The organism is Nocardioides sp. (assembly GCF_036401255.1).
GTDB lineage: Bacteria > Actinomycetota > Actinomycetes > Propionibacteriales > Nocardioidaceae > Nocardioides.
This window is the reverse complement of sequence record NZ_DASWVI010000341.1, coordinates 1-11,469: the sequence shown is the minus strand read 5'-3', so window position 1 is coordinate 11,469 and position 11,469 is coordinate 1. Positions and strand designations below refer to the sequence as shown.

Genomic DNA, 11,469 nt, shown 5'->3' with positions numbered 1-11,469 from the left:
CGGCCGGCGCCTTCGCGGCCGGCCGCGCGACCGCGGCCGAGGGTGGACCGGTCGCGCGTGGCGGCGACGCGTTCGCGTTCCGCGGCGCCCACCAGGCGGGCATCGTCACGCCCGCCCAGGACCGCCTGCACTTCGCGGCCTTCGACGTCACCACCGGGTCGCGGGCCCAGCTGATCGCGCTGCTCAAGGCCTGGACCGAGGCCGCCGACCGGATGACGCGCGGTCTGCCTGCCGGCGAGGTCGGGCCGGTCGAGGGGGCCAGCAACCTCCCGCCCGACGACACCGGCGAGGCGATCGGGTTGTCGGCCAGCGGCCTGACGATCACGTTCGGCTTCGGGCCATCGCTGTTCCGCGACGCCCGCGGCCGCGACCGGTTCGGCCTGGCCGACCGCCGGCCCGAGGCGCTGCGCGACCTGCCGCACTTCCCCGGTGACATGCTCGACCCGGAGCGCTCGTCGGGCGACCTGTGCGTGCAGGCCTGCGCGGACGACCCGCAGGTGGCCGTCCACGCGATCCGCAACCTGGCGAGGATCGGGTTCGGCACGGTCGCGGTGCGCTGGTCGCAGCTGGGCTTCGGCCGCACCTCCACGACCTCGACGTCGCAGTCCACGCCGCGCAACCTGTTCGGCTTCAAGGACGGCACCGCCAACGTCAAGGCCGAGGAGCCGGACGCGCTGGCCGAGCACGTCTGGGTGGGCGCCCGCGACGACGCCCGCGCCGACTGGCTGGCGGGCGGCTCGTACCTCGTCACCCGGCGGATCAACATGACCATCGAGGTCTGGGACCGGCAGCCGCTCGGCGACCAGGAGGCGTTCGTCGGGAGGACCAAGGACAGCGGCGCCCCGCTGTCCGGCGGCGAGGAGTTCACCGAGCCCGACTTCGACATGCCCGGCAGCGACGGCCCCGTGATCCCGCGCGACTCCCACGTCCGCGTCGTACACCCCGACTTCAACGACGGGGCGCGGATGCTGCGCCGCGGCTACAACTTCGTCGACGGCACCGACTCCCTCGGCGGCCTCAACGCGGGGCTGTTCTTCATCGCGTTCGTCCGTGACCCCGACACCCACTTCATCCCCATCCAGAACAAGATGGCGAAGTCCGACGCGATGATGGAGTACCTCAAGGTCACCGGCTCCGCCCTGTTCGCCGTCCCGCCCGGCGCGGCCGAGGGCGAGTACGTCGGTCAGGCGCTGTTCGGCTGAGCCTCAGCGCCGGAGCGAGCATCATTCCAATAATCATTGGAATGACGTAGGGTGCCTGTCATGAGCGTGTCCGTCATCCCGGTCGTCGACGAGGGTCTCGGCAACTCGGCGTACCTCGTGGACCTCGCCGACGGCCGTGCTCTCGCGGTCGACGCGAGCCGCGATCTGCGGGCGATGCGGGCCGAGGCCGAGCGCCGCGGCCTGAAGATCGCCTACGCCGCCGACACTCACCTGCACGCCGACTTCCTCAGCGGCGCGGTCCAGCTGGCGGCCGACGAGGGTGCGATGGTGCTCGCATCGCAGGCAGGCCACCGCGAGTTCCCGCACCGGGGACTGGCGGACGGGGACGAGGTCGACCTCGGCGGGCTGAGTCTGCGGACGCTGGGAACGCCTGGCCACACCCACGAGCACATCGCCTTCGAGTTGCTCGACGACCGACGGGCGCTCGGGGTCTTCACCGGCGGCTCCTTGATCGTCGGCTCAGCGGCACGGACCGACCTCGTGTCACCCGACCGGACCGAAGAGCTCGCCCGCGCCCAGTACCGATCGCTACGCCGGCTCGCCGAGCTCGGCGACGACGTCGCCGTGTGGCCCACTCACGGCGCCGGCTCCTTCTGCTCGGCCCCTCCCGGCTCGGAACGGACCTCGACCATCGGGACCGAGCGGGCCACCAACACCCTGCTCCGCGCCGAGTCCGAGGACGCCTTCGTCCAGCAGCTGCTCGACTCCCTGGGCAGCTTCCCTCCGTACTTCCTCACCCTCGGCGAGCTCAACCGACGCGGGCCGGAACTCGTCGACGGCGACTCTCTGCCGGGCCTCGCGCCCACCGACGTGGCCCGGCTCTGGCGGGCCGATGTCGAGGTGGTCGACGTACGGCCGGTCGCCGACTTCGCCGCCGCCCACGTACCGGGCTCCGTGTCGATCCCGTTGCGACCGGTGTTCGCGACCTGGCTGGGTTGGCTCGTGCGGGCGGCCAAGCCGATAGTCGTCGTCCGGAACGGCGACCAGGACCCGGCTGAGATCCTCTGGCAGGCCCGCAAGGTCGGCTACGACAACCTGATCGGCGAGCTCGAGGGCGGAGTCCGGAGTTGGGCGCAAGCCGGGCAGCCCACCGGTTCGATCCCTCTGGTCACCGTCGGACAGCTCGCCGACGCCAACGTGCTCGACATCCGGCAGACTGCCGAGTTCGCGGCTGGGCACATCCCCGGCGCCGCCCATGTCGAGCTCGGTGACCTGGCCAACGACCCGCCGACCGACGATCGGCACGGCACGACCGTGGTGATGTGCGGCCACGGCGAACGCGCCATGGGTGCGGCCAGCCTCCTGGCCAGGGCCGGCCAGCAGGATCTCGCTGTTCTCCTCGGCGGACCCGACGACTGGGCCGCCACCACGGGTCGCCGTCTCGAGGCAGGGGCATGAACCCGGTCGACGCCCAGGACCAGGGAACACAGCCCCGCCTCGGACTGCGAGCCAATGCCGCCCAGTTCACCCTGCTGGTCGCGATCAACGCACTGGTCGGCGGCATGGTCGGGCAGCAGCAGACCGTCTTGCCCCTGCTCGCTGAACGCGAGTTCGGGCTGAGCGGCTACACCTTCATCTTCACCTACGTCATCGCGTTCGGCGTCACCAAGGCGGCCGCCAACTACGTCGCCGGCACCTGGTCGGACCGCTACGGCCGCAAGCCCGTGCTGATCGCCGGATGGGTCGTGGCCATCCCGATCCCGCTGATGTTGATCTGGGCGCCCAACTGGGGCTGGGTCGTGGCCGCCAACGTGCTGCTCGGCATCAACCAGGGCCTGACCTGGTCCACCACGGTCATCATGAAGATCGATCTCGTCGGCCCCAAGCAGCGCGGCCTCGCCATGGGACTCAACGAGGCCGCCGGCTACGGGGCCGTAGCCCTCACATCCCTGGCTGCCGGCTACCTCGCGGCTCACTATGGTCTGCGCCCGGCGCCGTTCCTGCTCGGCCTGTCCTACACCGCTCTCGCACTCGGACTCTCGACGCTTCTCGTCACGGAGACCCGGGACCACGCGCGCACGGAAGCCGTCGGTCATGTTCCCCGAGCCGACGGGCTGCACGATCACCTGCATGGCGAGCTCAGCAGCCGCGAGGTCTTCGTGCAGACCAGCTTCCGCGAGAAGGCGCTGTCCTCGGCCAGCCAGGCGGGCCTGGTCAACAACCTCAACTTCGGACTCTCCTGGGGTCTGTTCCCGCTCCTCTTCGCGACGGCTGGACTGCCCGTGGGTCAGATCGGACTGCTGTTCGCGCTCTACCCGGCCGTGTGGGGCGCCGGCCAACTGCTCACCGGCGCACTCTCGGACAGGTGGGGCCGAAAACGCCTGATCAGCGTCGGCATGTTCATCCAGGCATCCGCCCTCGCGGTGGTCGCCGCCGCCGACACGTTCGCACCTTGGGCCGCGGGCACCGTGCTCCTCGGTGCCGGCACCGCGATGGTCTACCCGACGCTCCTCGCCGCAATCGGCGACGTCGCGCACCCGGCCTGGCGCGGCCGAGCCGTGGGCATCTATCGGGTCTGGCGCGACCTCGGCTACGCCGTCGGCGCACTCATGGGCGGCGTCGTTGCCGACCTGTGGAGCCTGCGCGCCGCGGTCTGGGCAGCCGCCGCCATCAGTGTCGTCTCCGCGCTCATCGTCGCCGTCCGGATGTACGAGACCCACCCCCGCAATGCCAGAACCGCCGGCTCGAGTGACGCCGACCGTGAAGGAGCGCCCCATGGGTGATCGCGCTGCCAAGAGCGCCCTGTTCGCCGAGTTCGCGGCCGTCGGCAGGGCACTGGCCAACCCGGGCCGCCTCGAGCTCCTCGACCTGCTCGCCCACGGGCCGCGCGGCGTCGACGAGCTCGCCGACGCCGCCGACATGGGCATCTCCACCTGCTCGGCGCACCTGCAGTCGCTGCGCGAAGCCGGCTTGGTCGGCTCCGTACGCGACGGCAAGCGCGTCATCAACTTCCTCACCGATGAGGACGTCGCCGAGCTCCTGGTCAACGTCCGTTCGGTGGCGCTGCGACACCGACCTGGCACCGATCGCGCCCGCCGCGCGTACCTCGGCCCGGAGGACACCGAAGCCATCACCCGCGCCGAGCTCCTGGAGCGGGCCCAAGCCGGTGAGCTCGTCATCCTCGACGTACGACCTGGCTCCGAGTACGCCGCCAGCCACCTCCCAGGGGCCCTCAGCATGCCGATCGAGCAGCTCGCCGACCGGCTCGACGAGCTTCCCACCGACACCGAGATCGTCGCCTACTGCCGCGGCGCCTACTGCGTCATGGCCCACGAGGCCGTCCGCATCCTCAACGCCCGCGGCTACCGGGCGCGCCGCGCCGAGGACGGCGCTCTCGAGTGGCGCATCGACGGCATCCTCCGACCACACTCCGCTGCCTGACCCCGCAAGTCAGGTCCCTGTCCGCGCCAACTCGGCCCACCGCTCCGCGGTCATCACGAACAGCGCCGACGGGTCCGCGTACCACTTGTCGGTCACGCCCCGGTCCTCCATGCCGAGTCGCCGCATGACGGCCTGCGAGGCCCGGTTGTCGGTGTGGCTCACGGCGATGATCTCGGGCAGCCCGCCGGCGAACCCGTGTGCGAGCACGGCCCGGGCCGCCTCGGTGGCGTAGCCGTGGCCCCACGAGTCCGGGTGCAGGTGCCACCCGATCTCGACCTCGCCGTGCTCGGCGTTCGGGAGCGTGAGCAGCAGGACCGTGCCGACGGACACGCCGTCGGCGGTCCGCTCGATCGCCCACATGCCCAGCGGCGGGGCCGAGCGCTCGGCGTACCGGTCGATGCGCTCGTGGGCCTCCTCGAGGTCCCGCATCAGCTTGGGCTCCCCGTCGCCGAGCCACTTCACGACCTCCAGGCGGCTCAGGATGTCGAGCAGCCGGGGCGCCTCCTCGTGGCGCCACGGGCGGATCAGCAGGCGGTCGGTCACAACGTGCACGGCGTCACCCTGTCAGCCCGGTGTCGGCGTCCGCACCGGGATTGTCGAGGTCGACGATCCGGTCGACCCCGATGTCGTCGAGGAACGCCGCGTCGTGGCTGGCCACCACCAGCGCGCCGCGGTAGGCCTCGAGCGCGGACACCAGCGCGTCGTACGACGCGAAGTCGAGGTTGTTGGTCGGCTCGTCGAGCAGCAGCAGCTGCGGCGCCGGATCGGCCAGCAGCAGTGCGGCGAGCGTCGCGCGGAACCGTTCGCCGCCGGACAGGTCGCCGGCCCGGCGGTCCGCAGCCGCGCCGCGGAACAGGAACCGCGCCAGCCGGGCGCGCACCGTGTTGGCGTCCGCCGCCGGCGCCCGACGTTTGACGTTCTCGTAGACGGTGGCGTCGTCGTCGAGCAGGTCCAGCCGTTGGGGGAGCAGCGCCACCGGCACCTCCGCTGCGCCGACGAGCTCGTGCAGCAGGGTGGTCTTGCCCGACCCGTTCGGCCCCACCACACCGACCCGGTCGGGTCCGCTGATCGCGATCCGGTCCCCGGTGAGCACCACGCGTCCGCGCGGCACCTCGGTGCCGGGCAGGTCGACGCGGATCTCCCGGTCCTCGCGCAGTCGGCCCTCGGCCTCGGTGAGCCGCTCGCGGGCATCGGCCAACCGGGCGTCGTGCACGCCGCGCAGGCCGGCCGCGGACCGCTCGGCGCGGTTGCGCTTGTAGTGGATCTGCGCCTTCCCCAGCCCGCCGGTCGCCTCCGCCTTCTTCGCCTGCTGGCGCCGCTGGGCCAAGACGCGCTCGGCCTCGACCCGGTCGGCCCGCTGGCGGCGTACGTCGGAGCGGGCCGACGTCACCGCCTGCCGGGCGGCGGCCTGCTCGGCCTCGACCTGGGCGGCGTAGGAGCTGTAGCCACCGCCGTACCAGCGCACGCCGCCGTCGCGCAGGTCGCCGATCCGGTCCACCCGCTCGAGCAGCTCGCGGTCGTGGCTGACGACCAGCAGGGACCGCGACCAGCCGGACACCACGTCGTAGAGGCGCTCTCGCGCGCGGGCGTCGAGGTTGTTGGTCGGCTCGTCGAGGAGGAGTACGTCGGGCCGCGCCAGCAGCAGCCGGGCCAGGCCGAGCTGGGTGACCTCGCCGCCGGAGAGCTCGCCGAGGCGCCGGTCGAGCACGTCGGCGGGTAGGCCGAGCCGGGCCAGCTCGGCACCGGCGCGGTCCTCGACGCCCCAGTCGTGGCCGATCGTGTCGAACAGGGCCTCCTCGACCGCGCCGCCCTCGACGGCGCGGATGGCGCGGCGGATCGCGCCGATGCCAAGGAAGTCCTCGACCGGTTGGGCGACGTCGAGGGTGAGGTCCTGGGGCAGGTAGCCGACCTCGCCGGCGACCTGGACGTGCCCGGTGGTGGGACGCAGGTCGCCGGCGATCAGGCGCAGCAGCGTCGACTTGCCGGCGCCGTTGACGCCGACCAGGCCGGAGCGGCCCGGCCCGATCAGGAGGTCGAGACCGTCGAGGACCGGGGTGCCGTCGGGCCAGGCGAAGCCGAGGCCGGACGCGCTGATGACAGGGGTGGGTGCAGGCATGGGAGTAGCTCCGAACGAGGTTGCGGTGGGTGGACGGCGACCTCAGAGCTTCAATGCGACCTGCCTGCGGGGAGGGGTTGGGACGGCCCCCAGGGTAGGTGGGGCGTCTGCGCGGACGCGACCGATTTGTTCGCGGTGGTCGGGTAGAGTGCGAGCGCAGCACAGCGTCGTGCGCTCGATCGACACATCGCACCCGGCACCCCCGCGAGGACTTCACGCTGTGACCATGCCCGCCGCACGTCCCGACGCCCGGCCCGTCGTACTCATCGCCGAAGAGCTCAGTCCGGCGACCGTCGAGGCCCTCGGTCCGGACTTCGACATCCGGCACTGCGACGGCGCGGACCGCGCGGCGCTGCTGGCCGCCCTGCCCGAGGCGGACGCGCTCCTGGTGCGCTCGGCCACGAAGGTCGACGCGGAGGCGCTCGACGTCGCTCGGCGGCTCCAGGTCGTCGCGCGCGCCGGGGTGGGCCTGGACAACGTCGACGTGCGCGCGGCCACCCAGGCGGGCGTGATGGTGGTCAACGCGCCGACGTCGAACATCGTGTCCGCCGCCGAGCTGGCCGTCGCGCTGATGCTCGCAGCCGCCCGGCACGTCTCGCCGGCCCACGCGGCGCTGAAGAACGGTGAGTGGAAGCGGGCGCGCTACACCGGCATCGAGCTGTACGAGAAGACGGTCGGCATCGTCGGCCTCGGGCGCATCGGCGTGCTGGTCGCGCAGCGGTTGAGCGCGTTCGGCATGCGGGTCGTCGCCTACGACCCCTACGTGCAGGCCGGCCGCGCCGCGCAGATGGGGGTGCGGTTGGTCGACCTCGACACGCTGCTGGCCGAGGCGGACTTCATGTCCGTGCACCTGCCGAAGACCCCTGAGACCGTGGGCCTGATCGGCGCCGAGCAGCTCGCCAGGGCCAAGCCGTCCCTGGTGCTGGTCAACGCCGCGCGCGGCGGCATCGTCGACGAGGCGGCGCTCTACGCCGCCCTCAAGGAGGGCCGGATCGCGGCCGCCGGACTCGACGTGTTCGCCCAGGAGCCGTGCACCGACAGCCCGCTCTTCGAGCTCGAGAACGTCGTCGCCACGCCGCACCTGGGCGCGTCCACCGAGGAGGCCCAGGAGAAGGCCGGGCTCGCCGTCGCCAAGTCCGTGCGACTGGCGCTCTCCGGCGAGCTGGTGCCCGACGCGGTCAACGTGCAGGGCGGTCTCATCGCCGAGGACGTGCGCCCCGGCATCCCGCTCACCGAGAAGCTCGGCCGCGTCTTCACCGGCGTGGCGGGCGAGGTCGCGCTCTCCATCGACGTCGAGGTGCGCGGCGAGATCACCGACTACGACGTCAAGGTGCTCGAGCTCGCCGCGCTCAAGGGCATCTTCACCGACATCGTCGAGGACCAGGTCTCCTACGTGAACGCGCCGCTCCTCGCGTCCGAGCGCGGCACCGCCGTACGCCTCGTCTGCGACCCGGAGAGCCCCGACCACCGCAACCTGATCACGATCCGAGGCACCCTCGCCGACAGCTCGCAGGTGTCGGTGAGCGGCACCCTGGTCGGCATCAACCAGCGCGAGCGGCTGGTGGAGGTCAACGGCTTCGACGTCGACCTCGAGCCGACCGAGCACCTCGCGTTCCTGACCTACGAGGACCGACCGGGCATGGTCGGCACGGTCGGCGTGATCATCGGCGACGCCGGCATCAACATCGCCGGCATGCAGGTGGCCCGCGATGCCAAGGGCGGACGGGCGCTGGTCGCGCTGTCCGTCGACACCGCGATCCCGGCCGAGGTGCTCGCCGATCTCCAGCACGCGATCGACGCGACCTCGGTCCGGGCGGTCAACCTGGTCTGATCGCCCGGGGCCGTCACGCGGCTTCGGACACGGTCTCCGGCGGGCCCTCCAGGCGGCGCAGCCGCAGCAGCGTCACCCCGCGGGCGTAGGTGCGGGCCGGCTCGGCCGGCTCGAACCGGCTCGCGGCGATGCCTTCGGGGAACAGCCGCTTGCCCTGACCGATCACCACGGGGTGCAACCACAGGTTCACCTGGTCGACCAGGCCGGCGTCGAAGAGGGTCTGGAGCAGGTTCGCGCTGCCCCAGGTGTGGATCTGCCGGTGCCGCTCCCGCAGCTCGCGCACCTCGGTGGCCGCGTCGCGGACCTGGGTGCTGGCCGCCCACGACAGCGTGGGCGTGCCCCGCGACGCGACGTACTTGGGCACCCGGTCGAAGGCCACGCCGATCTCGTCGGGCTGACCCGGCCAGTAGCCGCGGAAGATGTCGTACGTCGTACGCCCCAGCAGCAGCGCGTCGGAGGCGGCCACGTCCGCGTTGACCTGGGCGCCGGCCTCGTCGTCCCAGTACGGACGCTCCCAGCCGGGGTAGGCGAAGCCGCGGTCCTGCTCGCTGGGACCACCATTGGCCTGGATCACGCCGTCGAGCGTGACGTTCATGTTGACGTGCAGCTCGCCCATCGGGGGCACCTCCTCGGTCGGAGTCGGTCGGTCTTCACCAGGTGCCGACCCGGTCGGCGCCGAGAAGTCATCGCTCCCGGGCCCGGTAGCGCAGCCCGTCGAGCAGCAGCCCGACCATGCGGTGGGCCCGGGTCGGGTCGTCGACACCGGGCGGGCTGATGCAGAGGTTGGCGACCGTGCCGAGGAGGTCGATCGGGTCCAGGTCGCCGCGGATCGAGCCATCCCGCTCGGCGGCACCGAGGAGGTCGGCGAGTGCGGGGCCGAGGTGCTCGCTGAAGTACGCCGGCAGCGCGCTGAACGCGGGATCGCCCGAGTGCAGGCTGGCCGCGAGGCCGTGCTTGGTCGCGACGAACTCGGTGTAACGCTGCAGCCACAGCTCGAGGGCCTCGTCGGGCGGATGCGTCGCCGCGAGCTCGGGCGCGGCCGCGGCACAGGCGTCGATCTCGCGCCGGAACACCGCGGCGACGAGGTCCGAGCGCTGCGGGAAGTGCCGGTAGAGCGTGGCGGTGCCCACCCCCGCCCGGGCGGCGATCGCGCGCACGCTCACGTCGACCCCGCGCTCGGCGAACTCCGCCTTGGCGGCGTCGAGCAGGGCGTCGAGGTTGCGCTGCGCATCGGCTCGGGGCATGGGTCTCCTTGTTAAACGGGACAGCGTTCCGTATCGTCGATCAAACCGGGACGATGTCCCACTTCAATCCGATGGTACGGCATCGCTCGGTGCCGGGAGGAGAGGTCACATGCAGTACCGCACGCTCGGCACGACCGGCATCGCGGTCACGCCGTACGCGCTCGGCGCGATGATGTTCGGCGCGATGGGCAACCCCGATCGGGACGAGTCGATCCGGATGATCCACCGGGCCCTCGACGCGGGCATCAACATCGTGGACACCGCCGACGTGTACTCGACGGGGGAGTCGGAGGAGATCGTCGGCCTGGCGCTGAAGGGCCGTCGCGACGACGTCGTGCTCGCGACGAAGCTGGGGCTGCCGATGGGCGAGGACCCCAACCGCAGGGGCCTGTCGCGCCGCTGGATCATGACCGAGGTGGAGCACTCGCTGCGCCGGCTGCAGACCGACCACATCGACCTCTACCAGGTCCACCGGCCCGATCCGGCGACCGACGTCGAGGAGACGCTCTCGGCGCTGTCGGACCTGGTGCGCAGCGGCAAGGTGCGGGCCATCGGGTCCTCGGCCATGCCCGCCTCCGAGATCGTCGAGGCGCAGTGGGCGGCCGAGCGCCGCGGGCTCGAGCGGTTCCGGACCGAGCAGCCGACGTACTCCATCCTCAACCGCGGGATCGAGTCCGAGGTGCTGCCGATCGCGCAGCGCTATGGCATGGGCACGCTGGTCTGGAGCCCGCTCGCGAAGGGCATGCTGACCGGGCGCATCCGCAGGGACCAGGAGACCGACCTGCGTCGTGCTGCCCGGATGGGCAACTTCCGCGACGAAGCTCGCCTGGAGGCCGTCGAGAAGGTCGCGGCGCTCGCCGACGAGGCCGGCCTGCGGATGACGCACCTGGCGATGGCCTTCGCGATCGCGCACCCGGGTGTCACCAGCGCCCTGCTCGGCCCGCGCACCATGGAGCACCTCGAGGACCTCCTCGAAGGCGTCGACGTCCGGCTCGACGACGACATCCTCGACCGGATCGACGAGATCGTCGCCCCGGGCACCGACGTGGGCGTCCCGGACGCCTCGGCCTATCGCACCCCGCCGCTCCACCGCGCCGACCTCCGCCGCCGGCCGTTGGAGGAGCGCTCCGCCGCCTGACCGTCGGGCTGTGCTCTGCCTGCGGGTGGTCTCGGGTCGGCGTTGCTTTGACGGGGGACTTGGTCACCGTCCGCTGTGGTCACCCGAGGGTGGTCGCCGTGGGCGCTCGGCACGGGGTCGGCGGTGGTGATCGTGCTTGTGGTCGCCGTCGCAGACACGAGGATCCGGTGGGCGGTCGTTCTGCAAGGGTCGGTCGGTGGTTGAGGAGGTTGCGCTGCAACCGCGGGCCTGGTGCCGAGCGCTGGCGCTGGCCACCCGTGCTGAACCGCAGCGAACGGTGACCCCGTTACCCGTTCTTCGACCACCTGCACCCAAGACCACCCGCAGGCCGACAACCATGCTCTGACCTGGGCAAACACCGTGTCCGGGGGGACTGTCGGTGCCGTCTGTTTGACTGTGGTCATGGTCACAGCGGACGCGTTGGCGCAGATGTCGGAGGAGCAGATCCTCCACGCTGCTGGCGCGTGTGCGGACGTGGTCCGTCGGGCCGAGACCGATCTGTTGCGGTTGGCCTACCAGTGGGCGGTGGTGCATCC

General features: G+C 72.0%; 10 protein-coding genes. 6 read left to right on the top strand and 4 right to left on the bottom strand.

Translation table 11 applies throughout. The features are described from left to right. From efeB to VGD85_RS15760, 4 genes are all read left to right on the top strand, one after another. Positions 1-1,202, top strand: a 1,202-nt coding sequence (gene efeB / locus VGD85_RS15775; protein WP_331064387.1) for an iron uptake transporter deferrochelatase/peroxidase subunit, incomplete at its 5' end; no start/stop codon positions are given. Positions 1,203-1,262: 60 nt separating this feature from the next. Next, positions 1,263-2,621 carry an MBL fold metallo-hydrolase gene (locus tag VGD85_RS15770; RefSeq protein ID WP_331064386.1) on the top strand — a complete coding sequence of 453 codons (1,359 nt, stop codon included), beginning with the start codon at positions 1,263-1,265 and terminating at the stop codon, positions 2,619-2,621. Beyond that, entirely contained in the window at positions 2,618-3,946 is a 1,329-nt protein-coding gene (locus tag VGD85_RS15765; RefSeq protein WP_331064385.1) for an MFS transporter, read from the top strand. Before VGD85_RS15770 ends, VGD85_RS15765 begins: the two co-directional genes overlap by 4 nt. Further along, the gene (locus VGD85_RS15760; RefSeq protein WP_331064384.1) at positions 3,939-4,604 is read left to right on the top strand and encodes a metalloregulator ArsR/SmtB family transcription factor; all 666 of its coding nucleotides are present in this window, start codon (positions 3,939-3,941) and stop codon (positions 4,602-4,604) included. Before VGD85_RS15765 ends, VGD85_RS15760 begins: the two co-directional genes overlap by 8 nt. 9 nt (positions 4,605-4,613) lie before the next feature. On the opposite strand, the gene VGD85_RS15755 is transcribed toward VGD85_RS15760, so the two are convergent. Both VGD85_RS15755 and VGD85_RS15750 read right to left on the bottom strand, forming a co-directional pair. Further along, the gene (locus VGD85_RS15755) at positions 4,614-5,156 is read right to left on the bottom strand and encodes a GNAT family N-acetyltransferase (RefSeq protein ID WP_331064383.1); all 543 of its coding nucleotides are present in this window, start codon (positions 5,154-5,156) and stop codon (positions 4,614-4,616) included. 4 nt (positions 5,157-5,160) lie between these two features. Continuing rightward, positions 5,161-6,720, bottom strand: a complete 1,560-nt coding sequence (locus VGD85_RS15750; protein WP_331064382.1) for an ABC-F family ATP-binding cassette domain-containing protein — start codon at positions 6,718-6,720, stop codon at positions 5,161-5,163. 226 nt (positions 6,721-6,946) lie between these two features. Here VGD85_RS15750 and serA point away from each other — a divergent pair, with 226 nt between their 5' ends. After that, the gene (gene serA, locus VGD85_RS15745) at positions 6,947-8,551 is read left to right on the top strand and encodes a phosphoglycerate dehydrogenase (protein ID WP_331064381.1); all 1,605 of its coding nucleotides are present in this window, start codon (positions 6,947-6,949) and stop codon (positions 8,549-8,551) included. Positions 8,552-8,564: 13 nt separating this feature from the next. Here serA and VGD85_RS15740 read toward each other — a convergent pair whose 3' ends face one another. Together VGD85_RS15740 and VGD85_RS15735 are read right to left on the bottom strand one after the other, a co-directional pair. Next, positions 8,565-9,167 carry a dihydrofolate reductase family protein gene (locus tag VGD85_RS15740; RefSeq protein WP_331064380.1) on the bottom strand — a complete coding sequence of 201 codons (603 nt, stop codon included), beginning with the start codon at positions 9,165-9,167 and terminating at the stop codon, positions 8,565-8,567. 67 nt (positions 9,168-9,234) lie between these two features. Then, positions 9,235-9,795: a helix-turn-helix domain-containing protein gene (locus VGD85_RS15735; RefSeq protein WP_331064379.1), complete on the bottom strand. Its 561-nt coding sequence runs from the start codon at positions 9,793-9,795 to the stop codon at positions 9,235-9,237. Between the two features lie 109 nt (positions 9,796-9,904). Here VGD85_RS15735 and VGD85_RS15730 point away from each other — a divergent pair, with 109 nt between their 5' ends. Then, complete coding sequence (locus VGD85_RS15730) at positions 9,905-10,933, top strand: aldo/keto reductase (protein ID WP_331064378.1); 1,029 nt, start codon at positions 9,905-9,907, stop codon at positions 10,931-10,933. The last annotated feature ends 536 nt before the right edge of the window (positions 10,934-11,469 follow it).

Coding starts and splice junctions, on each gene's coding strand:
- VGD85_RS15770 (WP_331064386.1), top strand. CDS start 1,263: ATGAGCGTGTCCGTCATCCCGGTCGTCGACGAGGGTCTCGGCAACTCG.
- VGD85_RS15765 (WP_331064385.1), top strand. CDS start 2,618: ATGAACCCGGTCGACGCCCAGGACCAGGGAACACAGCCCCGCCTCGGA.
- VGD85_RS15760 (WP_331064384.1), top strand. CDS start 3,939: ATGGGTGATCGCGCTGCCAAGAGCGCCCTGTTCGCCGAGTTCGCGGCC.
- VGD85_RS15750 (WP_331064382.1), bottom strand. CDS start 6,720: ATGCCTGCACCCACCCCTGTCATCAGCGCGTCCGGCCTCGGCTTCGCC.
- serA (WP_331064381.1), top strand. CDS start 6,947: ATGCCCGCCGCACGTCCCGACGCCCGGCCCGTCGTACTCATCGCCGAA.
- VGD85_RS15740 (WP_331064380.1), bottom strand. CDS start 9,167: ATGGGCGAGCTGCACGTCAACATGAACGTCACGCTCGACGGCGTGATC.
- VGD85_RS15735 (WP_331064379.1), bottom strand. CDS start 9,795: ATGCCCCGAGCCGATGCGCAGCGCAACCTCGACGCCCTGCTCGACGCC.
- VGD85_RS15730 (WP_331064378.1), top strand. CDS start 9,905: ATGCAGTACCGCACGCTCGGCACGACCGGCATCGCGGTCACGCCGTAC.